The organism is Veillonella denticariosi JCM 15641, assembly GCF_002959855.1.
Classification (GTDB): Bacteria; Bacillota; Negativicutes; order Veillonellales; family Veillonellaceae; genus Veillonella; species Veillonella denticariosi.
Genome location: NZ_PPDB01000003.1, coordinates 453482 through 474697, shown reverse-complemented (window position 1 = coordinate 474697; position 21216 = coordinate 453482). Strand labels below are relative to the sequence as shown.

Annotated in this window: 23 protein-coding genes; 21 read left to right on the top strand and 2 right to left on the bottom strand. The window is 42.7% G+C overall.

All coding sequences use genetic code 11. The features are described 5' to 3' along the window. The first annotated feature begins 23 nt into the window (after positions 1 to 23). From VEHSUH05_RS09390 to VEHSUH05_RS04595, 5 genes are all read left to right on the top strand, one after another. Positions 24 to 230: a hypothetical protein gene (locus tag VEHSUH05_RS09390; RefSeq protein WP_245875930.1), complete on the top strand. Its 207-nt coding sequence runs from the start codon at positions 24 to 26 to the stop codon at positions 228 to 230. A gap of 12 nt (positions 231 to 242) precedes the next feature. Continuing rightward, positions 243 to 440: a hypothetical protein gene (locus tag VEHSUH05_RS09385; RefSeq protein ID WP_245875929.1), complete on the top strand. Its 198-nt coding sequence runs from the start codon at positions 243 to 245 to the stop codon at positions 438 to 440. Positions 441 to 443: 3 nt separating this feature from the next. Then, on the top strand, positions 444 to 839 hold the full coding sequence (locus VEHSUH05_RS09380) for a hypothetical protein (protein WP_245875928.1): 396 nt from the start codon (positions 444 to 446) through the stop codon (positions 837 to 839). Positions 840 to 945: 106 nt separating this feature from the next. Continuing rightward, positions 946 to 3417, top strand: a complete 2472-nt coding sequence (gyrA, locus tag VEHSUH05_RS04600; RefSeq protein WP_038117547.1) for a DNA gyrase subunit A — start codon at positions 946 to 948, stop codon at positions 3415 to 3417. 151 nt (positions 3418 to 3568) lie between these two features. Beyond that, on the top strand, positions 3569 to 3940 hold the full coding sequence (locus VEHSUH05_RS04595) for a hypothetical protein (protein WP_038117545.1): 372 nt from the start codon (positions 3569 to 3571) through the stop codon (positions 3938 to 3940). Between the two features lie 508 nt (positions 3941 to 4448). Here the strand turns inward: VEHSUH05_RS04595 and VEHSUH05_RS04590 are convergent. Then, on the bottom strand, positions 4449 to 5801 hold the full coding sequence (locus VEHSUH05_RS04590) for an MFS transporter (protein WP_038117543.1): 1353 nt from the start codon (positions 5799 to 5801) through the stop codon (positions 4449 to 4451). A 103-nt stretch (positions 5802 to 5904) separates the two neighbouring features. Here VEHSUH05_RS04590 and VEHSUH05_RS04585 point away from each other — a divergent pair, with 103 nt between their 5' ends. From VEHSUH05_RS04585 to VEHSUH05_RS04530, 11 genes are all read left to right on the top strand, one after another. Then, positions 5905 to 7002, top strand: coding sequence for an ArsR/SmtB family transcription factor (locus VEHSUH05_RS04585; protein WP_038117540.1), 1098 nt, complete (start codon positions 5905 to 5907; stop codon positions 7000 to 7002). Positions 7003 to 7250: 248 nt separating this feature from the next. Then, a complete protein-coding gene (locus VEHSUH05_RS04575; protein ID WP_038117538.1) occupies positions 7251 to 7625 on the top strand; it encodes a hypothetical protein in 375 nt (124 codons plus the stop codon). A 180-nt stretch (positions 7626 to 7805) separates the two neighbouring features. Continuing rightward, positions 7806 to 8192, top strand: coding sequence for a DUF805 domain-containing protein (locus VEHSUH05_RS04570; protein ID WP_051435773.1), 387 nt, complete (start codon positions 7806 to 7808; stop codon positions 8190 to 8192). 68 nt (positions 8193 to 8260) lie between these two features. Further along, positions 8261 to 8794 carry a flavin reductase gene (locus tag VEHSUH05_RS04565; protein ID WP_105090862.1) on the top strand — a complete coding sequence of 178 codons (534 nt, stop codon included), beginning with the start codon at positions 8261 to 8263 and terminating at the stop codon, positions 8792 to 8794. A 199-nt stretch (positions 8795 to 8993) separates the two neighbouring features. Continuing rightward, a complete protein-coding gene (locus VEHSUH05_RS04560; protein WP_038117532.1) occupies positions 8994 to 9431 on the top strand; it encodes a hypothetical protein in 438 nt (145 codons plus the stop codon). Between the two features lie 121 nt (positions 9432 to 9552). Then, a complete protein-coding gene (locus VEHSUH05_RS04555) occupies positions 9553 to 10155 on the top strand; it encodes a DNA-3-methyladenine glycosylase I (RefSeq protein WP_105090861.1) in 603 nt (200 codons plus the stop codon). A 187-nt stretch (positions 10156 to 10342) separates the two neighbouring features. Beyond that, positions 10343 to 11059: a DUF554 domain-containing protein gene (locus VEHSUH05_RS04550; protein WP_105090860.1), complete on the top strand. Its 717-nt coding sequence runs from the start codon at positions 10343 to 10345 to the stop codon at positions 11057 to 11059. A gap of 510 nt (positions 11060 to 11569) precedes the next feature. Further along, entirely contained in the window at positions 11570 to 11854 is a 285-nt protein-coding gene (locus tag VEHSUH05_RS04545) for a type II toxin-antitoxin system RelE/ParE family toxin (protein ID WP_054674476.1), read from the top strand. A gap of 11 nt (positions 11855 to 11865) precedes the next feature. After that, a complete protein-coding gene (locus tag VEHSUH05_RS04540) occupies positions 11866 to 12180 on the top strand; it encodes a HigA family addiction module antitoxin (protein ID WP_038117525.1) in 315 nt (104 codons plus the stop codon). A gap of 57 nt (positions 12181 to 12237) precedes the next feature. Beyond that, positions 12238 to 12591: a Spx/MgsR family RNA polymerase-binding regulatory protein gene (locus VEHSUH05_RS04535; RefSeq protein ID WP_038117523.1), complete on the top strand. Its 354-nt coding sequence runs from the start codon at positions 12238 to 12240 to the stop codon at positions 12589 to 12591. 871 nt (positions 12592 to 13462) lie between these two features. Beyond that, the gene (locus VEHSUH05_RS04530; RefSeq protein ID WP_105090859.1) at positions 13463 to 14236 is read left to right on the top strand and encodes a hypothetical protein; all 774 of its coding nucleotides are present in this window, start codon (positions 13463 to 13465) and stop codon (positions 14234 to 14236) included. Positions 14237 to 14499: 263 nt separating this feature from the next. Here VEHSUH05_RS04530 and glpT read toward each other — a convergent pair whose 3' ends face one another. Then, positions 14500 to 15822, bottom strand: a complete 1323-nt coding sequence (gene glpT / locus VEHSUH05_RS04525; RefSeq protein WP_105090858.1) for a glycerol-3-phosphate transporter — start codon at positions 15820 to 15822, stop codon at positions 14500 to 14502. A gap of 463 nt (positions 15823 to 16285) precedes the next feature. On the opposite strand from glpT, the gene VEHSUH05_RS04520 reads away from it, so the two are divergent. The 5 genes from VEHSUH05_RS04520 to VEHSUH05_RS04500 all read left to right on the top strand — a co-directional run bounded on the left by VEHSUH05_RS04520 (position 16286) and on the right by VEHSUH05_RS04500 (position 21041). Beyond that, on the top strand, positions 16286 to 18220 hold the full coding sequence (locus VEHSUH05_RS04520) for a heavy metal translocating P-type ATPase (RefSeq protein WP_105090857.1): 1935 nt from the start codon (positions 16286 to 16288) through the stop codon (positions 18218 to 18220). A 165-nt stretch (positions 18221 to 18385) separates the two neighbouring features. Further along, positions 18386 to 18904, top strand: a complete 519-nt coding sequence (locus VEHSUH05_RS04515) for a MarR family winged helix-turn-helix transcriptional regulator (RefSeq protein WP_038117517.1) — start codon at positions 18386 to 18388, stop codon at positions 18902 to 18904. A 110-nt stretch (positions 18905 to 19014) separates the two neighbouring features. Beyond that, a complete protein-coding gene (locus VEHSUH05_RS04510; protein ID WP_038117515.1) occupies positions 19015 to 19413 on the top strand; it encodes a hypothetical protein in 399 nt (132 codons plus the stop codon). A gap of 214 nt (positions 19414 to 19627) precedes the next feature. Further along, complete coding sequence (locus VEHSUH05_RS04505; protein WP_038117513.1) at positions 19628 to 20398, top strand: carboxymuconolactone decarboxylase family protein; 771 nt, start codon at positions 19628 to 19630, stop codon at positions 20396 to 20398. 10 nt (positions 20399 to 20408) lie between these two features. Beyond that, the gene (locus VEHSUH05_RS04500; RefSeq protein WP_038117511.1) at positions 20409 to 21041 is read left to right on the top strand and encodes a site-2 protease family protein; all 633 of its coding nucleotides are present in this window, start codon (positions 20409 to 20411) and stop codon (positions 21039 to 21041) included. The last annotated feature ends 175 nt before the right edge of the window (positions 21042 to 21216 follow it).

Genomic DNA, 21216 nt, shown 5'->3' with positions numbered 1-21216 from the left:
TCAATAACCTATGAGGTGTGTATATGAAACGTTACATAACGTATATGGTATCGGCTCTGATGTGTAGTTTTATATTACTTCTGTCCGGTTGCGACTTCATCTGGACGACGTCCAATGGTGATCCTGCGTCGCCGGATGATGTAAAGGCCGGCATTGAGAAGGAATTTAAGGTTTGTAATCCTCAGTTGGTATTGCAGTCGTCTGTGGTGGAAAAGGAGAAGCCCTTTTAGCGGAATGTGTATGTGTTTTATGATGAACACAATGGGTTCTCTTTTTCGGTGCGCTCTGATGTAAAACATCCGACATTGCCGGTCCCCGGTGGTCAGAGGAATACGAATGCGGATTTTGCGTATGCAGAGGTGTATTTAACTCATTTAAACGGTAAGATCAGTGAATTAGCTCGGAATTATGGAATGCGAACGGCTACGGTCGATGAGTAGGTGATGCTGACACGTTCCAAATTAAAACGACAGACCGGCATGAGTGAAGTACCGCTCTTTGATGAAGGTGAATTTATCTTCGTAGACCACACGGTGAAAGGTGCCGACATGGTCGCTATGTTGAAGAAAATCTATGCAGTCTATAAGCCGAATGATGATGAGGCGCTGTTGCGTCCTTTATTCGGGCGGAAGGTTTCTTTTTACTATCTGCCGATTGGTGAACAGGATAAGACCAAAGCCGTTTATATTGAGGGTATCTGGTTCAAGGGAAAAGACGATTGGCGTGCTACGTTGCTCAATGTTTACGGTAGTTCTTCTTTTGATACCTCTAAACTGGAGAGCGGATTAGGGGAATATTTTAATCGTAGAATAAGCGATGCGAAGAATAGAGTTAATTAGGTAACTAAACTTTTACGGAATTCATAAGAACAATAGCGATAAATCAGGAAAAATGCTATAATTATGTGATGAATCAGTATCAGTGTTAGTAAAATGAGGTGAGATTGTGGCAGACCAACAGTGGTCCCACGGGAACATTCATCCCGTTCAGATTGATAAAGAAATGAAGAACGCGTACATCGATTACGCTATGTCCGTAATCGTTATGCGTGCGCTTCCGGATGTGCGCGACGGTTTGAAGCCGGTGCATCGTCGAATTTTGTACGCTATGCACGAAACAGGCATGACGCCGAACAAGCCGTACAAGAAATCCGCCCGTATCGTCGGTGACGTACTCGGTAAGTATCATCCACATGGTGATAGCTCCGTTTACGATGCGACGGTTCGTTTGGCGCAGGATTTCAACACCCGCTACCTATTGGTGGACGGGCACGGTAACTTCGGTTCCATCGACGGTGATAGTGCTGCTGCGATGCGTTATACCGAGGTTCGTATGGCGAGGATCACGACGGAAATGCTTGCCGATATCGACAAGGAAACCGTTGATTTTATGCCGAACTATGATGAAAGCTTGCAGGAACCGACTGTTTTGCCGGCGAAGATTCCGAATCTTCTCATCAACGGTTCCAGCGGTATCGCCGTAGGGATGGCGACAAATATTCCGCCGCATAACCTCAACGAGGTGTGCAACGGTCTTGCGATGCTCATCGACAATCCGGATGTGACTGTGGATGAATTGATGAAAGCCATCAAAGGGCCTGACTTCCCGACGGGGGCTCTCATTTTGGGTCGGGAAGGCATCAAAAAAGCGTATGCCACAGGTCGCGGCAGCGTGAAAATGCGTGCTCGTGCATCTATCGAAGAGATGTCCAAGGGTAAGCATAAAATTGTGGTTACCGAAATTCCGTATCAGGTTAACAAGGCTCGCGTGATTGAAAGTATCGCGAACCTCAGCCGTGACAAGGTTGTGGACGGTATCACCGCATTGCGCGACGAATCCGACCGCCAAGGTTTGCGTATCGTTATCGAATTGCGCGCCGATGTGCAACCGGATATCGTGCTTAATAAATTGTATAAACATACCCAACTTCAGGAAACATTCGGCGTGATTATGCTCGCCCTCGTGGACGGTCATCCTCGCGTATTGAATTTGAAAGAAGTCTTGGGCTACTACTTAGATCATCGCCTCGATGTAATCGTACGCCGTACGCGCTTTGAACTCAATAAAGCGGAAGCGCGTGCTCACATCTTGGAAGGCTTATTGATTGCACTGGATCACATCGATGAAGTGATTGCGACGATTCGCAGTTCCCAAACGGACGACATCGCACGCAACGCATTGATGGAGAAATTCGGGCTTTCAGAAAAACAGGCGGTAGCCATCCTCGATATGCGTTTACGCCGTTTAACAGGTTTGGAACGTGAGAAAATCGAAGACGAATACAAGGAATTGTTGGCATTGATCGAAGATTTGAAAGCCATCCTTGCCAGCGAAGCGCGTCAACGTCAAATCGTTAAGGACGAACTGGACGATATGAAGAAGAAATACGGCGATCCTCGTCGTTCTGAAATCACGATCGATACGTCCGATCTTGATGTGGAGGACCTCATCGCTGACGAAGAAATGGTTATTACCTTGACGAAACAGGGGTATATCAAGCGCATGAATGCGAACGTATATCGCAACCAGCATAAAGGCGGTGCCGGCGTTATCGGCATGAAGACGAAGGAAGATGATTATGTAACGCAGATTATGCATGTGCGGACGCATAATACCTTGCTATTCTTCACGTCTACGGGTCGTACGTATCGCCTCAAGGCGTACGAAGTGCCGGAAGCGGGTTCCCGCAATTCCCGCGGAACCGCGATGGTCAATGTATTGCCTCTCGCTGTGGGTGAATCGGTTACGACCATGATCGACCTTGAACGTATACAGGAAGATGTAAACTTATTCATGGTGACGGAGCTCGGCGTTGTGAAACGTACAGCTATCGAAGAATACCGTAACATTCGTCGTTCCGGTCTCAATGCGATTAATCTCGACGAAGGAGATCGCTTGATTTCCGTCAATGTAACGACCGGTAATCAAGATATTCTGATCGGTACGAAACTCGGTATCGCTATCCGTTTTAACGAAAATGATGCGCGCCTCATGAAACGGGCGGCTCACGGTGTGCGCGGTATTAAGCTCAATACGGGCGATGTAGTTGTCGGTGCCGGCGTTCTTGATACGGAGGAACGGGATGTGCAGATCTTCACCATTTCCGAAGAGGGCTTCGGCAAGCGCAATGATGCGGATGCGTACACATTGCAGAAACGCGGTGGTAAGGGATCGAAGAACTTTAAAATCACGAACAAGACCGGCGACGTAGTGGCCGTAGAGGTCGTTCATAATGATGACGAAGTGATGCTCATTTCCGAGCAGGGCAAGATTATCCGCTTCAACATGAACGATATTGCCGTGAAGAAAGGCAAAGCTATTTCCGGCGTGAAAACGCAGAACCTTGACGAAGGCGATAAGGTTGCAAGTATTGCTGTTATTCCGGCAGGGGAAATTGAAAACGAAGAAGAATTATAATAGAATATCGGGATGTTTCGTACATCTATTGTATTCTGTGAAAGGATATGTACATTCGTCATATACTGTATGTATATTCATGTAAGAAACTGGCGGGCGACCATCGTTGATGGTCGCCTCTGGTCGTAAAGGGTATATTAAGGGGTAACATATGAAAAAATGGTTAGTTGCCATTGTTATGGCAGGGGTAATGTTTGCTGGCGGTTTCGGACAGGCGAATGCGGCAGATTGGTATTATATTGATGCGGATGCTGATGATGCGACCTGGTTTATCGATAATGCGTCCGTGTATAAAACGGATGATATGGCGACCGTATTGGTAAAGGTCAATAACGTGGAAGGCTTTACCTACATTTATACGGTGCGTATCGATCGCAATGCAAAAATGTGGACGGAACTTGAATCAACCGTGTACAGCAATGCGGGGATTGCGCTATTGACCAATAAAAAAGCACAAAAACCGATGAAAATTGAAGGGGATACCATGGGGGCGGAAGTTATGCAGGCCCTCTGGGGAAAATAATCTATTAGTGAGCAAAGAATCCCCCTCCTAAAAACTCCAGCAAGCCACCCACTACGTGCGCTAAGTCGTTTTTAGGAGGGGGATTCTTTTGTGTATTAGCTTATTTTCAGAGGGCCTTGCAATAATAGAAATAGCCTCCAAGGTCACCCGCCATGTGCGGCTAAGTAGGGCTTGAGCAGATAGAGGACCGTAGGGACGTATAGATGCCAAGCATCATTTAGTTCCGAACGTAAGATTTACCAAACTGCGAAGCAGTGAAGGAAAATCCACAGTGAGGATAAAGTTCGGCTTTCAGAGGAGGTTCGTGTCTTTTTCTTGTCAGGCATTATGCATTCAGAGCGAATATCTATATTCAAGCGTGTTGGATTAAATTTTCCCTCAGAGGGCATAACGTTCCTAGGAGAGTGCGCCTTCGTTTTTAGGAAGGATTTGTTGTTGAATGAATATGACAAAGAGGCTGTAATTAGAACTAAGTTTTAATTACAGCCTCTAGATTAGAATAAATTAATTATTTATGATGGAAAAATTTAATTACTTCTTTTAAGCTTATGATAACTAGAATTAGTGTAATTCCCCAACCAATTCGAGTTGCTAATAATAAATCATTTGACCAAATATTTAAGCAAGTTGCACCAATAGCTGAACCGATTGAAATCGCAATATTTTGCAGCATTCGTTGCAAAGCTCCTGTACTTCCTTGGATTTCCATAGGACTGGCTTGCATGATACTGGCAATATTAGCCGGTTGAAAGTATCCACCACCAATACCGTAAATGAATAATCCTAATGTTAAGAGTTGATAAGGCCAGTTAGGATTGATTAGTAAAAGAAAAATCAAGGATATGATAATAATACTTAGACCAATATGGCTGAATAGTTTATTTTTATCTCCGTTATTGATTTTACTGGATATTCTTGAAAAAAGCACCAGCCCTGTAGGAGCTCCTAAAACAAGAAATCCAGTTTGCCCAACTTCTAGATGATATGATTGTTCAAAAATGAAGGGGGGAAGTAAAAATATCATTGCGGAGGCAAAGCCGAAGGTAACTGTTTGAAGAAGGTAAGAGATTACTTGAGGATTATTTTTTAATCCTTTGATATCGATAAGTGCATGTTTGTTATTAAGTTCCACATAGTAAAATATAATTCCGAGCAACAAGCTGGATAGTATCAGGATTATACCAACTATAAATAGATGTAATTTGTTTAATAAAGATAATCCTAATAAGAGTGAAACTAACATTAGAGCGTTTATGGTAATTCCAAGAATATCTAATTGCCGTTTGTTGTTTTTTTCGGAGAGTTTATTGAGAAGAAAATTATTACATGCAATTCCGAGAATTACAAAAGGAATATTTATCAAAAAAATAAGTTGCCAGAAACTTAAAGAAAGTATGATCCCGCCTAAAGAGGGCCCTAGGATTGGGCCTAGACCAATCATAATTCCGAGGATACCAATAGAGCTATTTTTACGTTTTTCAGAAACTAAAGTTGTAATTAGTGCGGCAGAAGTAGCTTGTAAAGCAGCCGCTCCTATGCCTTGAAAAATTCGTCCAATAATTAATAAACTGATATTGTTAATTAAGCCACAAAATAGAGAACTTAGACCAAAAAGCACGAATCCTAAATACGAAATTTTTAATTTTCCAAATTTATCGCTTAATACGCCTAAAGGTAGGATAGAGATAGCTAAAGCTAAAGTATAACCGGTTATTGTGAAGGCTGCAATATCAGTTGAAGTTTGAAATTGTTCTTTTAAAAAGGGTAATGCTATATTGATAATTCCTGTATCGAGAGTGGATAATAACATTCCCATACCTGCAACAATTGTTATGAGTAAATCTTGCAATTGTTTATTCATAAAGATTTCTCCTTTTCTTTAAAACTATTTAAGTATAATATAATAAGTCTAAAGTCTATAATCAAACGATTCAAAAAATATCGAATCGTATAGGAGGATGTTTATGGCTATTACAATTCGGTTTAGCGATTATGCTTTGGAAACAAATGAAACGTTAATACAAAGAATACAATTTGTGTATTCCCCTTTAAATGAACTTTTTAGAAGTTTACATGTGCTTTTAAATCCGCGCCATCATGGAACTAATATTGATTGGGTGATTGAGATACAAGATAAACTTACTGAAGAATTTTATGAGAATCTTCATTATTTCCAACTTTTTTATGAACTGGGGGTCTCTCCTATTTTGCTTTGTAATTTTCGTTATCATATGACAACGATTGAAGAGGAAATACAAAATTTAAAGGAATTTCTTGTTAATTATCCGACTATTCGATTAATTGAGTATTTGGAGAGAATAATAGATGATAGAGAAAATGCCTTTATTCCAACATTAGCAAAAGGACTAGAGTGGAAAGATTTTTCTTTAAATGAAAATGATCAATTGCTTAAAGATTTGAAGCGAAATGCTACAAGTGTTTACCGGAGGCTTTTTTCTTTTATTGATTGGTATAGAAAATCAATTTTTGATGATACTTGGAAAGAAAAATCAATTGAGCAAAAGCTTTTAATTGAAATACAAAAGCAATCTTCATTTTTGAGGGAAAAAGGTTTTATAGAGATGTTTAATCATTTACAAATTGATCGAATTCATTGGAAAAAAGATGCCTTATCCATTATTAAACCTTTTGACCAAGAGATTCATTTAAAGGACAGTGACTCTATTATGCTGTTACCAAGCTATTTTATTTGGCCGCATCTGTTTGTTGAATCTTTTAATCAAGGAATTGCTATTACTTATGATATTATGGAGCAACCAAGTTACTATAACTCCACACCGGAGGGATTAGTTACTATTTTTAAAGCCTTGAGCGATTCAGTGCGGCTGCAAATTATGAACTATGTTTTGGAGAAACCATGTACGACGCAGTCTTTAGCACAAATTTTATTAATGACTGATTCAAGTGTATCGAGACACTTACAAATTTTAAAAGATGCAAAGTTACTGAAAGCAAGAAAAGTGAAGAAGTTTGTTCTATATGAACCGACAGAGTTAGTTACTCAACTTATGCCGAATTTTTATCGTTTCTTTCGAAATTGAGAGAAGATGAATTACTATGTTGATATCATTAATATGTCAATTAACTTCACAGAGACAAATAGTGTTAAAAACTGATTTGAATAGATTGATGGAAGATTTTTATAAGTAGATTTCTATCGATTTAATTCTGGAGTGATTGTATATTTCGGAAATACTTTGATGCCGGTTGATAGAGATAATTTTCATACAATATTTATTTTTCCCTTATATACTATCTTTATATTTTATTTTTTATGAGAGGTATTGATATGAAAAAAACATTGGCAGCTGTATTGGCAGCAGGGGCTTTATTAATCGGCGGTATCGGTAGTGTTGATGCGGCTAACTGGTATACTGTAGGTACTGATAATAACGGTATTACCTGGTCTATCGATAACGATTCCGTTAAGAAGGATGATAAGAAAGCTACATTGGATATCAAGGCGATGGATGCTGAAGGTTATCACTATATCGTGACTGAAGAATTCAATAATAAAAAACGCGAAGTAAAGGATCTTAAAGTCACTTTATATAATCCTCAGGGATATGTGGTGAAAGAGGAAAAAACCAACAAACAGGCTCATAAGGTAACTCCTGGTACACCGGCTTATGCTGTATACCGACTTATCTGGGGCGGTAAATAATAATCGGCTCTCGCTGAATTCTGATAGGCTCATATACTGATTGAATCAGGTGAAAGCTTATTTCCTGCGCGAAAATAAATGATTTCAACAACGCACGTTCTTGTAGTGAGAGCGTGCGTTTTCTTTCACAAATGGTCATGATTGTCTGCATGAATAGATATGAGAAAGAGGATGATACATATGGAACAATTGAAAGCACTGTTATCTTTATCCGGACGGATGAATCGTCGATCTTTTTTAGTTAATTTATTAATCGTCTTTGTTATCGGTTTTGTGGGTGGATATATTCTGGGCTTGACTAAATTTTCCACAGTCGGTATTTGTATCGGCGGACCGATTGTGTTTATTGCTATCCTTCGAGAATTAGCGGTGGCCTCGCGACGCATTCATGATGTGAATGGACCGACATTTCTTGCATTTGTTTATATCTTATCCAGTATCGTTGCCATTTGGTCGCCGGATATAGGTTTGGTGTTACTGTTTGTTAAATTGCTGTTAGTGGTTATCCCGGGGAATAAGAATACAAATAAATACGGAGATAAACCGGAGAATAAGATAGTTTTTTAGTATATTTTTGAAAGCAAATCTATTATAGCTCGATAATAAATTGTCAGTGTTATGACGGGGGTATCTCTATGAAACCGTTTGAATCTCGTAATTACAAAGCTTTTACCATGTTCGCAGACCGTTGGGCACTTGTAACGGCCGGCACGCTAGATGATTTTAATACATGTACCGTCAGCTGGGGCAGTCTCGGCAATATTTGGGGACCTAATGACGATGATATGTCGACGGTGACGGTATATATTCATCCGGCACGGTATACGCAGGAATTTATGGCTAAATACGATACATTTACGGTCAGCTTTTTTCCGGACAGCTATCGTCAGGCGCTCGGTTACTTGGGGTCTCATTCGGGGCGTAATGAGGATAAGGTGTCTAATTCCGGTTTGACGCCTGTGAAGATAGGGGATGACGTGACCTTTGCGGAGGCGGAATTGACATTCGTATGCAGAAAACTGTATGAACATCAATTTGATGAGGCTCATTTGGCAGATCATGTGAAGGCGTTTTATGCAGCTAATTCACCTGTGTATACGCAAGCGGGCCACAATCGTTGGGAACCGCATTATATGTACATCGGCGAGATTATTGATGTGGTCGAATAGACTCCTCGTAAGAATGTTGCTTTCAATATGATGTTGAAAGCAACATTTTTATGTGATTTTTATGAATCTATACCTCACAATTTGCCTCAAATCTGTTATAATTAGTTTTATATTATAAACTGTTGCGCGTATGTCATCGCCGGTTCACTCCGAAGCGTGTGCATATGCGTTTATTATTCTGTTTGGTGTAGGTAGTCTCATGAGTGTATTGAAGCCTTTGTTGTGGCTGTTAGAACCGTATATAGTGTACAAAGCCTATTTGTGGGGGCTTCATTTTATCGCTCGACCTCTGACGTGGGAGGGCGATGTTGATCTCTTTGCGCTCACATTGGCCGTGTTGTTGGCGCTTGATGCCATTGTGCTGCCGCTTGTGCTCCTTTACTGCCCTGCGCTGAATGATGGTAAAAGCATCCCGGCCTGGATGCAGCGGCTAATAGAGTCCGCCTGCCGCGTATATGATTTAATCGATAATAAGGTTCATAAGAGCACGTCGGTTTCGTGGATTCGCAAAACATTGCACGTAATGCTGCTGTTCGTCTATTATCTGGTGCCGTTTTATGTCGGCGGCAATCTCATCATGGCGCTTGTTATGGCCCTCATGTATGATATATTGCTGTGGGCACAGGGCTTAGCGTAGGTATAGTGCAATTCGTTTAGGATAATTCTTATTGTGAAAGTAGTGTCAGGTATTTCAATCTATTCGTAATTTGAAATGGTGTTCGGTTAGAGACTGTTTTGTATTTTCCCGGGAGTTTTCTATGGAAAAGTTTATCTGTGAATGGCCTACGACGCCGTTGTATCATGCATATCACGATTATGAGTGGGGACGGCCTGTTCATGATGATCAACATCAGTTTGAGCATCTTTGCCTTGAAAATCTGCAGTGCGGGCTCAGCTGGCTTACGATTTTAAACAAACGGGAGATTATACGGTCCTGCTTTGATCATTTTGATATCGATAAGGTGGCTCGCTACACCGAGGATGATGTGCAGCGTATCCTTAAGGTGGAAGGCATGATTAAGGCACGCCGTAAAATAGAGGCCATCATCAATAATGCGCGTGCTTTTCAGGGGATTCAGCGAGAGTTCGGTTCTTTTTGCGACTATATCTGGGCTTTCACAGGGCATAAGACCATTATTTATGACGGTCACCCGGAGGGAAAGGTGCCGCCGAAGAACGGTTTGTCCACGCGGATCAGTCAGGACTTGAAGAAACGGGGATTCAAGTTTGTCGGGCCTGTAACGATTTATTCTCATATGCAGGCGGCCGGCCTCATCAACGACCATGCTAAAGACTGTCCGTGCTTTTACGAAATCAATGAGAATGCGGACGTAGTGCATTTGCCGGCAGATGATGAGTAGAGGCTTCTATGCGTGAATGTTTACGGGTTGTTTATGTGTGAATGTTTATAGGCTGTTCATGCTTGAATATTTACAGACTGTTCATGCTTGAATGTTTCGGGCTATAAGTTGATTTTTAAATGCGAAAATGCATATAAATAAAGTCCGTCCGACTAAGAGGGGCAGCTTTCACAGGAAAGGAATCAGTATGTTTGGTTTGGGGACGGTTATTAACGTGGTCCTTATTATTGCGGGGAGCCTTATCGGGCTCGCGTTTCGGCGTTCCATGAAGGACAATTTGAAGCAGACCCTCATGATGGTGAGCGGTATCATCGTTCTGCTTCTCGGTATGAGCGGGGCCATGCAGTTTATGCTGGTCATCGTGAACGGCACGATTCAGACGTCCGGTCCGCTGTTGATGATTATCAGCATGGTGGCGGGCGCTGTTATCGGCGAAATCATAGATTTTAACAGGCTCATTACGATGCTCGGTGACTGGGTGAAAGCTCGTACGGGCAATTCCGGAGATCCGCAATTTACACATGCTTTTATTACGGCGTCCCTTACATTTACCGTGGGGGCCATGGGCGTGCTCGGCTCTATTCAGGACGGTCTTACCGGTAATTATCAGACATTGCTGCTGAAAGGCATCCTCGATGGTATTATCGTTATGGTCATGGCGTCATCCATGGGTAAAGGTGCATTATTTTCCTTTTTTCCTGTTGGCGTGACCCAATGGATTATTACCGCTATGGCACACGTTGCGGCGCCTCTCATGACACAAAGCGCTATCGATAATCTGTCCTATGTGGGATCGATTTTGATTTTCTGCGTCGGCATCGATTTAATCTGGCCCGGTAAAATACGCATCGCCAATTTGTTGCCGGCCATATTTGTAGCTATGGGGCTGACGTTTTTCCTTTGATTCTTGTGCGGTGGCTCTATACATTACTTCAGGATTTTGTTATATAATTTTTCGGTTCTTCCGATGAATCATCTATCAGACATCCGAATATATAATTTAATACAACATATGACTGAGTTCGCTATTCTGCGGACTCATTTTTTATGCTGTAGATTACTATTTAATACAACTATGATTGAGTTCAGCATTCTGTTGACTCAGTTTTTATGCTGTAGATTACTATCAAAAGAAATATTGTATGTATTATTTTTAGTTGTAAGCGTGCTATCTTCAGAATGAGGTGTCAATTTATGTTTCTATGTGCTGTCGGTAGTTTTCTCTTTTGTAGTATTGGCAGTCGTGCCCTTGAGAATCTTTCGGCCGCGAACGATGTGAACATTGGTGACATCAGCAGGTTTTAGACATACTTTCACAGAAATAATTCATAGATTAGCATTCTTGTACCTGCAATTCGGGTAGAGTATATTGAATTATACCTGTATTACAGGTATAATAAAGGAGAGCTGGTTTATGATTATCGGATTTAAGGATAAGGAAACAGAGAAAATTTTTTACCGTAGTTATTCTCGGCATCTGCCGATTCATATTCAGCGGAAGGCTTTGTTAAAATTACGGTTTCTTCATGCCTGTCGATGTTTAGAAGATTTTATGGTTCCGCCAGGCAATCGATTTGAGGCTTTACATGGTGATAGAGAGGGTCAGTGTAGTATTAGAATCAACAGGCAGTATCGTATTTGTTTTCGTATAGATGAGGATTGCAACTTACATGATGTAGAAATTGTAGATTATCATTAGGGAGGATTAGAATGAGTGAACTGATTCCCGTGCCAAAGATGAGTGAAGTTTTATTGGAGGAGTTTATGCGACCATTAGGACTTAGTACATATCGTGTGGCAAAGGATATTAAAGTCCCTGTGTCTCGCATTCAAGAAATTTTGCAGAATAAGCGTAAAATTACAGCAGATACAGATTTAAGATTATGTAAATATTTTGGCATGTCCAATGGTTTTTTTCTTCGCATGCAAATGGATTTAGACTTACTTGAGGCGAAAGATATGGTTAATCTTCAGGCAGATTTAAAAGAAATTACATGTGTTGCTAATCAATCCGTTGATAATTGATATGTTTGTTACACTTATGGTAAAAGCAGGATTATACAGTATAGGAAAGGAGACCATATGTTATTCGTAGAATATCCGAAATGTACAACTTGTAAAAAAGCAAAGAAATTTTTAGACGATCACAATATTAAATATACCGATCGTGATATCAAATCGGAAAATCCGACAGCTGAGGAAATTGCGGCATGGTATCCTCAATCCGGAAAGGATTTGAAAGCATTCTTCAACACGTCCGGTATGATATATCGTGAGCAGCAATTGAAGGATAAGTTGCCAAATCTCAGTGAAGAGGAAAAACTTGCTTTGTTGGCATCGAACGGGATGTTGGTGAAACGTCCTATTCTGGTGCTGGACGACCGCGTACTCGTCGGGTTTAAAGAGGCCGAATGGGTAGAGGCGTTAAAGCTCTAATTTTATATCAAATATGAAGGAACGCCCCTATCTCTAAAAGCCTCCAAGGCCACTGCTGCGCCGCCAAGTCGTTTTTAGAGATAGGGGCGTTCTATTTGATGAGTTAAAATTAGATCTTTAACTAAGCCTCGTAAGGGAGGATTCCGAAGGCCACCCACTTCGTGTGCCAAAGTCGCTTTAGGAGCTATGTTCATTCCTGTATTTAAGCTGCTACTGACTAATTAGATCTTTAACTAGACCTCGCAGGGGGACTCCAAGGCCACTGCTGCGCCGCCAAGTCGTTTTTAGAGATAGGGGCGTTCTATTTGATGAGTTAAAATTAGATCTTTAACTAAGCCTCGTAAGGGAGGATTCCGAAGGCCACCCACTTCGTGTGCCAAAGTCGCTTTAGGAGCTATGTTCATTCCTGTATTTAAGCTGCTACTGACTAATTAGATCTTTAACTAGACCTCGCAGGGGGACTCCAAGGCCACTGCTGCGCCGCCAAGTCGTTTTTAGAGATAGGGGCGTTCTATTTGATGAGTTAAAATTAGATCTTTAACTAAGCCTCGTAAGGGAGGATTTGAAGACCCTACACTTCGTGCGCCAAGGTTGCTTTAGGGGTTATATTTTGATAGGTATTGTCATTCATGGAGATATTTTGTATAATATTCACAGTAGATATACCCCTATGGGTACGTTGGCGAATAGCTGATTACTTAGAAGGTGAATGGCTAATTACGTAGAATGTAAATTGTTAACTACTTCAAAGGTAAATGATTAGTCAGTTTAAAACCACTATTTAAAAACAAATTGTTAGAAGCATCTATTTCAAAGTATATGTGAATTTCCGGCTTAAGTGTGGCCGGTATCTATTCATAGAGAGGTCTTTATGAAAATACTAAAAGCGTTATCAGCGCACTGGTCATTACGCACACAGGGGAGCATATTGGCCCTTGGTGCAGTATTCATAATGTTGGATATAATTACGGAGCGCATGAGCCCGATTATTGATCTGGCATGGGTGACCGTCCTTATTTGCGGTTTACCGCTGTTGATCAATAGCGTGCAAAGCATATGGGATAATTTGGAAATTCATGCGAATTTCCTTATCGTCGTAGCCATGTTGGCGCTCATTGCTATCGGTGATTATCACACGGCCGCTTATGTGGGTCTTGTCGTGCAGGCCGGTTTCTTCCTGGAACAACTAATTACGGATGAGGCCCACTATACACTCGATGATGATATGCTGCCCGTTATGCCGGCACCGCTGGTGGCGATTAGACAAGGGCTTAACCGATATTCGTCGGTCATCGTTGTGGCGGTAATGCTGCTTTCCATGGGCGCTTTTGCATTAACACGCGATTTTATGTATACCGTTACGTTGCTACTGGTACTCTGTCCGTGTTCGTTGGAACTGATCCTCGTGTCTCTTATGATGGGCTCCCTTGTTGATGAAAGCTCTCCGACGGCGCCGCTTTCAAAGGGGGCCAAACAAATCCATTTATGTATGCTCATCCTATCCGTAGTATTCCACATAGCAATCATCGGAGCCGGCGTATTCGGCCTCATCGGACCCGTGATGGCTGTCGTTTTACATGGGCTCGCACGACTTGGTCTCGTGTATAATCTGAAAGTACTGGATGGATATTTATGTGTGGCATAAATAGATTGACTATCGTCATAAGTTGTAACGACATAAATTTACAACGGCGTAAATTTGCAACGATATAAATTTGCAACGATATAAATTTGCAACGGCGTAAATTTGCCATACGTTTTGTTTTATAAATTTTTATCTAATAAGCTCGGAATTACTAATAAAAAGGACTCTAAAACAGCTCGATAAAGCTGTCTTGGAGTCCTTTTTGTGTGAAAGTATCGTTAGTGTAATTGGTATGGTATATGGTCTATGATCCGTAATCTATACTATTGTCTTTTATCACCAAGGGTAAGAAGCAAGAATACGATGGAGAGGATACAAGCACTTACGAGTGCTACAAATCCACCGTCCCAACCATAGAGGTCAACCATGAGGCCCATGAAGGCGCCTGCACCGGCGGAACCGATGAGGTAACCAAGCAAACCTGTAAGGCCTGTAGCGCCGCCCGTTGCTTCGCGTGGCACCATGTCGGCTGCCTGGAGGCCGATCATCATAACCGGACCGTAGATAAGGAAGCCGATCGCGATGAGCGCCAAGTTATCGATGAAGATATTACCGGCCGGATTGAACCAGTATACGAGAATGGCAACGATAACAAGAATCATAAAGCAGATCGTAGCCGGAGCACGACGGCCGCGGAATACACGGTCGCTCAGGTAACCGCTGACGAGCATGCCCGGAATACCGGCCCATTCATAGAGGAAGTAGGCCCAACGGGAACCTTCCTTTGTAAAGCCTTTCACGGCAGTTAAATAGGTAGGAGCCCAGCTGACTACACCGTAGCGGATGAAGTATACGAAAATATTCGCAATAGCAAGGTACCATAAGTATTTGTTGTGCAGAATATATTTAAAGAAAATTTCCTTAAACGTGCTTTTTGTATGGTCCTCTTTATGAGTGTGGGTAACCGGTTCGTGTTTGTATTCCTCAATAGGCGGCAGACCGCAGGATTGAGGGGTATCTTTCAGCAAAACAAAGGTGAGAATCGCAAGTATGATAGCAATAATAGCAGGGAAGAAGAAAATACTATGCCATGTGCCGAACAGATAGATACCCAATGTGGCAAGAGGTGCAATGATACCGCCCCCGAGATTGTGCGATACGTTCCACCAGGACCACCACACGCCGCGTTCGGAGCGGGAGAACCAAGTAACCATATTTTTCGCATATGGAGGATACCCCATGCCTTGGAACCAGCCATTTAGGAAAGCGAGAACACACATGATAGGAATGCTGCTCATAACGCCCGGCAAGGTACCGAATAATAGCATTACTAATGCACTCAGCAATAGACCTACCGTTGAAAAATACTTCGGGTTAGAGCGGTCAGACGCATTACCCATGACAAACTTACTGACACCGTAAGCTACGGATAAGACGGTCATAACAACACCGAGATCCGCTTTGGCGTAACCGTACTCGGCAATCATGTACGGCACAGCAAGGCTGAAGTTTTGTCGAATCAGGTAGAATGTAGCATACCCGATAAATGTACCGGCAAAGACCTCTTTGCGAAGTCGTTTGTAGGTGGAATCAATTTGCGCCTCAGGTAAACGTTCGATATGAGGAGCGGGAGAAAAAATCGACATCGTCACACATCCTTTCTACAACATGTCTTTTGTAATAATACCATGTAGGGTATTACGTCGACTATATTTAATTTTTAATTATGATAAATAGTTATTAAAGGTTGTATCAGTTGGCATTTTTGCATAGATACAGCGATATCCATATGTTTGTTATATGAATAACCGTTCATGTATTTGTGTAATGTACAGTTATAAAAATGGCATGCATTGTAACAAAGCAGTAATTATATGGTTTTGTGAACATACATGAATATCTGTACATATTTTGTTATTGACACGAATATACCCATAGGGGTATAACATAATCATAAGATATACCCATGGGGGTATATAGAGACATATGTAAATAGATTTACGGATCAGTGAAACTGTTTACAAACAGGGTTATATACATGGACGCATGTACGTATACCACGGTAAATGTGTACATATCAATGATAGTCAGCTTTCACAGGAGGTAATTATGAATCGGTGGAGCAAATTAGCGGAGTGGTTCGATTTGAATCGCGAAAAGATCACATTAGTGGCCGGCGGAATCGGCGTTGTATTTAGTTTATTGGGCATCCGGTTGGGCGTGCCGTTCGACTGGGCATGGTTTACCATTGTCCTTTGCGGGGCACCTATCGTGTGGGGCGCTGCGGTGGCTATGTATGAGGATTTCGATGTGAAAGCGGATTTACTCGTATCCTTGGCGCTTATCGCGGCTGTAGCGGTCGGAGAAGTATTTGCGGCGGCAGAGATCGCTTTCATCATGCAATTGGGGGCGATGCTAGAAGAGTTTACCGTCTCCAAGGCGCAGGCGGGCATTGAACGGCTCGTAAAATTGACGCCGACGACGGCGCGTATTGTCCGCAACGGTAAGGAAGAGGTGATGCCTGCGGATATCGTGAGCGTAGGCGATGTGGTGCGCGTGTTGCCCGGCGAGGTCATTCCTGTAGACGGCACCATTGTGACCGGTGATACGGCTATCGACCAATCCGTTATGACCGGCGAATCCATGCCGGTGGACAAGACCGTTGGTGACGAAGTCTTCTCCGGTACGGTGAATCAGTTCGGCGCCTTTGATATGACGGCTACGAAAGAGGGCGAGGACAGTTCGATTCAACGGATGATTAAGCTCGTGAAGTCTACGGATCCGGGAAATGCGAAAATCGTGAGCATTGCGGACCGCTGGGCGACATGGATTGTGGTGATTGCTCTCTTGGCGGCGGCCGGCACGTATGCTGTGGCCGGCGAAATCATCCGCGCCGTAACAATTCTCGTCGTGTTCTGCCCTTGTGCCCTCGTGTTGGCGACGCCGGCGGCGATTATGGCGGCCATCTCGAATGCCAGCCAACGCGGCTTTCTCGTGCGTCGCGGCAGCATTATGGAGCGGCTGGCGAAGGTAAATACGATGACCTTTGATAAGACGGGGACTTTGACGAACGGTACGCCGGAGGTCATTGCCGTTGAAACCGTCAGCGATATATCTGATACCGAACTGTACCGCCTGGTGGCGTCTGTCGAGCGGAAATCCGAGCATCCTTTGGGCAAGGCCATCGTGTCCGGCTTCACGTCCCGCTATGGTGAACGCTTTGATGCGGTAGATTCTTTCCGCGTGATTCCAGGCAAAGGTTTAGAAGCAAGTGTACAAGCTCAATCCGTTTTAGCCGGAAACGAGGCGATGATGACATTGGCCGATATTTCGATTGCGGATTCCGTGAAAAATGCCGTTCGTGAGCATTTACATCGCGGCGCATCCATCGTGTATGTAGCTATCGACGGTGCTTTGGCAGGTTATGTGGCGTTAGCTGATCGCGTCCGCCGTGAAAGCCGCTCTGTTGTTGAGTCCCTGCATGAACTCGATGTGATGCCGGTCCTGTTGACCGGTGATCATGTGGCGACGGCAAAAACGATCGCTAAACGACTCAATGTATCCCGTGTAATCGCCGACTGCTTGCCGGAGGATAAAATGGATACGGTGGCTCAATTACAACGGGAGGGGAACATCGTGGCCATGGTGGGGGACGGTGTCAATGATGCGCCGGCCCTTAAAAAATCCGATGTAGGCATCGCCATGGGCGGCATCGGCAGTGATATCGCCGTTGAGGCGGCGGACATCGTTCTTGTTAACGATAACATCAGGGAATTGCCTCACCTCGTGGCATTATCTAAACGCATGATGTCTACAATTAAAATCAATCTGTCCTTCTCCTTGATTCTGAACTTTGTAGCGATTATCCTGGCGATGATGGGCACATTGTCTCCCGTGTGGGGCGCGCTCATTCATAACGGCGGCAGTTTGCTCGTAGTGGCGAATTCTGCGCTATTGCTTAGCTGGGCTTATAAATCGAGCGTTCCGGACGACGACTTTGTCCTCGTGAAAGCTGCGCGTAATAAGGTGTTGGAATCTAATTAAGTACTAGCTTTATCGACATGTGGATTATTAATTAATCAGAAAAAATATATAAATTAATTGACAAATCTAAAAAAAGTGCTCAAATTACTGCTTTTCAAGTTGACTGCTTGCCGTCATATTGTGTACAATTAGTTTGTAGAGATTGTGTGCACATGGAGGTAGAAGATGGCAGAAATTGGAACACTTGAAGGATACGAACACGTTGAAGATATCCCTGCGGATGACTTCTTACGACTAGAAAATCAGATCAGTTTCCCTCTTTATGTAGTGGCGAAGGAAATTGTTAACGCATATCGCTTACATTTGGATCCGTTGAATTTGACATATACTCAGTACATCGTAATGATGGCTTTATGGCAGTATGGGGAGTTATCCGTTAAGGAATTAGGTAAAGTCTTGCGCCTTGATTCCGGTACGCTGACACCGTTACTAAAAAAATTGGAAGCTAAGAATTTCTTGAAACGTAAGCGCAGCCGTCAGGACGAACGCGTTGTTATGGTAATTCTTACCGATTCCGGTAAAAAATTACGCGAAAGTGCCATCCATGTACCTCAGAGATTGGCGGAGGCTTCAGGTCATATTTTTGATGTAGAGGAAGCTCGCCAATTACGCGGTTTATTAAATCGTTTATTAGATGCCATCGATAAAGCGAATGAAGGAACCGGTAATCGCTTGAAGGGCTGAATTTCATTTCTTCTTTCATAAATATGGTATACTGTATGTAGCGTACAGCGCTAAGGCCTTATGAAAACAGGCCGATTAGTTGATATGCCTGTGGGCAGAAGGAGAGCATTATGAATAAAAACTTATTAGGTGCATTCGTTTTAGCCGGTACATTATTGGTCGGCGGTGTAGCAAATGCGGCAAACTGGAACGGGTTGGATAATTATCCTGAAGTTCCAAATAGTGCTAATGGTACGGAAACATATTACTTTGATAAAGCATCGCAGTTTAAAGGTATCGACGGCAGTCGTAACTATGTATTCGGTATTAATGTTGTAAATATGCATAATAACCAATATGGTGAAGCATCGTTGTTCAAATACATCGTTCATCCAAGCCTTCGTACCGTATATCGCTATGCTCCGGACGGACAGGTTTACCAAATCAATCCGGGTACAAATGAATACAATATGTTCTTGGCTACCTGGAAACAAGTTTACGGCACTAATTTTGAATTCCCTGCTTTATAATTAAGGGCATTTTGCCGTAATAACTACATAACTATTGCTGGTGAAAGTCCTAATCGGGCTTTCACCATTTTTATTTATAGACCTTTTATTACTTTTCATGTGTATATTTTAATGATAAAATATATGAAATATTAACGTCTTTTCTTTCGGTATTGAACTGTATTGGTTATCGTTACGGTGGTGATATGTATCCATTGTGAATGGAGGTTATTCTATGTCTAAATCTGAATTCGCTCAAGCCTATACAGAGCGCATGTTTCCTGATATTGCGGCCCCGGCCGGTTATATTGATCCGGAATTTGAAGTATTATTTGATAATTTTGCCTTCGATGAGGTTATCACCGAAGAGGACCGCAATGTACCGTCGAAGGACCGCTTTTTGGCGATTCTCGCCACATTGGTAGGGGCCCAGGCCGTAGATGAATATGCGTTGATGTTGCCTGCGGCACTTAACTTCGGACTCATTCCAGACGAAGTGGTGGAGCTCATTTATCAGGCGGTGCCGTACCTCGGTATCGGTCGCGTACGTCCGTTTTTCAAGGTGACGAATAAGATTTTTGATTACCGCGGTGAAACGATTCGGAATCCTGAACGCAGTACCGTTACCCGTGGTTCTCGTCTTGCAAAGGGCATTGAAAAACAGGTGGAAATTTTCGGTGAAAGCGTGCGTAATCTCCACCAGGAAGGCCCTGAAGAAATTCGACATATCAACAAGTGGTTGGCGAATATGTTCGGCGATTATTACACTCGTAAAGGCCTCAGTGTAGCCCATCGTGAGATGATTACGTTCTGTTTCCTCTCCGCGCAGGGAGGCTGCGAAGTGCAGCTCAAAGCCCACATACAAGGTAATTTGAATGTAGGCAACAGTAAACAGTATTTGATTAATATCGCATCCCAGTGCGTGCCGTATATCGGTTATCCTCGCACGCTCAATGCGTTGCGCTGCATCCAGGAAAGCGCTACCGCATGGGAGGCGAAACAATAAAGGAGATTTTATGTTATTATCTGGTTTTAGTCTGGAAATGATTCTTGCGGCCATACCGGCGCTGATTATTGCTGCTGCGGGGCATGAGTATGCACACGCCAAGGTAGCTGATATGTTAGGGGACCCTACGCCACGCGCCATGGGGCGATTGACGCTAAACCCTATAGTCCATCTTGATTTGATAGGATCATTGGCATTACTTATCGCCGGGTTCGGTTGGGCAAAGCCGGTCCAGATTAATCCGATGAACTTTAATGATCCGCGTACCGATGATACCCTTGTGTCCATTGCAGGGCCGGTGGCAAATCTTATCATGGCGTTCATAGGTTATCTTGTTATGGGGATTCTCGATAAATATGGTTTACTTGAGAATCAGTCGTTAGAACTCGTATTAATGCTCATTGTTCTGTATAATATTAACTTTGCTATACTCAACATGATGCCTATTCCGCCGCTCGACGGCAGTCATATCATCACGAATTTATTGCCGTGGGAATGGAAGTTCAATATTTACCAATTTAATATGGTGTGGCTGGTTCTGTTGGTTTTATTCTTGAACAGTCCTATTGCAAGGGCGATTTTTATCCCTTTACAACAAACCATTTTTCAACTCTTTGTGCGTATAGTGGGTTTTATTTTATAACTTTATATGCTATTGATCTGTAAATACCTCTTGTGAAAGCAGAAAAACTCAGTTACATCAGCTTTCACAAGAGGTATTTTTCATTAGATATATTAAAAACTATCGATATAGTTTGAAAGTTGTGATATACTGATTGTAGAAATTGTAAAATTTCGATATAGTTAATGAAAGTATT

Excerpts from the sequence above, each read along its gene's own strand:
- VEHSUH05_RS04585 (WP_038117540.1), top strand. The coding sequence starts at position 5,905 with ATGGCTATTACAATTCGGTTTAGCGATTATGCTTTGGAAACAAATGAA.
- glpT (WP_105090858.1), bottom strand. The coding sequence starts at position 15,822 with ATGTCGATTTTTTCTCCCGCTCCTCATATCGAACGTTTACCTGAGGCG.
- VEHSUH05_RS04530 (WP_105090859.1), top strand. The coding sequence starts at position 13,463 with ATGAAAATACTAAAAGCGTTATCAGCGCACTGGTCATTACGCACACAG.
- VEHSUH05_RS04575 (WP_038117538.1), top strand. The coding sequence starts at position 7,251 with ATGAAAAAAACATTGGCAGCTGTATTGGCAGCAGGGGCTTTATTAATC.
- VEHSUH05_RS04555 (WP_105090861.1), top strand. The coding sequence starts at position 9,553 with ATGGAAAAGTTTATCTGTGAATGGCCTACGACGCCGTTGTATCATGCA.
- VEHSUH05_RS04535 (WP_038117523.1), top strand. The coding sequence starts at position 12,238 with ATGTTATTCGTAGAATATCCGAAATGTACAACTTGTAAAAAAGCAAAG.
- VEHSUH05_RS04550 (WP_105090860.1), top strand. The coding sequence starts at position 10,343 with ATGTTTGGTTTGGGGACGGTTATTAACGTGGTCCTTATTATTGCGGGG.
- VEHSUH05_RS04500 (WP_038117511.1), top strand. The coding sequence starts at position 20,409 with ATGTTATTATCTGGTTTTAGTCTGGAAATGATTCTTGCGGCCATACCG.
- VEHSUH05_RS09390 (WP_245875930.1), top strand. The coding sequence starts at position 24 with ATGAAACGTTACATAACGTATATGGTATCGGCTCTGATGTGTAGTTTT.
- VEHSUH05_RS04570 (WP_051435773.1), top strand. The coding sequence starts at position 7,806 with ATGGAACAATTGAAAGCACTGTTATCTTTATCCGGACGGATGAATCGT.
- VEHSUH05_RS04590 (WP_038117543.1), bottom strand. The coding sequence starts at position 5,801 with ATGAATAAACAATTGCAAGATTTACTCATAACAATTGTTGCAGGTATG.
- VEHSUH05_RS04545 (WP_054674476.1), top strand. The coding sequence starts at position 11,570 with ATGATTATCGGATTTAAGGATAAGGAAACAGAGAAAATTTTTTACCGT.
- VEHSUH05_RS04510 (WP_038117515.1), top strand. The coding sequence starts at position 19,015 with ATGAATAAAAACTTATTAGGTGCATTCGTTTTAGCCGGTACATTATTG.
- VEHSUH05_RS04595 (WP_038117545.1), top strand. The coding sequence starts at position 3,569 with ATGAAAAAATGGTTAGTTGCCATTGTTATGGCAGGGGTAATGTTTGCT.
- VEHSUH05_RS04565 (WP_105090862.1), top strand. The coding sequence starts at position 8,261 with ATGAAACCGTTTGAATCTCGTAATTACAAAGCTTTTACCATGTTCGCA.
- VEHSUH05_RS04515 (WP_038117517.1), top strand. The coding sequence starts at position 18,386 with ATGGCAGAAATTGGAACACTTGAAGGATACGAACACGTTGAAGATATC.
- VEHSUH05_RS04540 (WP_038117525.1), top strand. The coding sequence starts at position 11,866 with ATGAGTGAACTGATTCCCGTGCCAAAGATGAGTGAAGTTTTATTGGAG.
- VEHSUH05_RS04560 (WP_038117532.1), top strand. The coding sequence starts at position 8,994 with ATGAGTGTATTGAAGCCTTTGTTGTGGCTGTTAGAACCGTATATAGTG.
- VEHSUH05_RS09380 (WP_245875928.1), top strand. The coding sequence starts at position 444 with ATGCTGACACGTTCCAAATTAAAACGACAGACCGGCATGAGTGAAGTA.
- VEHSUH05_RS04520 (WP_105090857.1), top strand. The coding sequence starts at position 16,286 with ATGAATCGGTGGAGCAAATTAGCGGAGTGGTTCGATTTGAATCGCGAA.
- VEHSUH05_RS04505 (WP_038117513.1), top strand. The coding sequence starts at position 19,628 with ATGTCTAAATCTGAATTCGCTCAAGCCTATACAGAGCGCATGTTTCCT.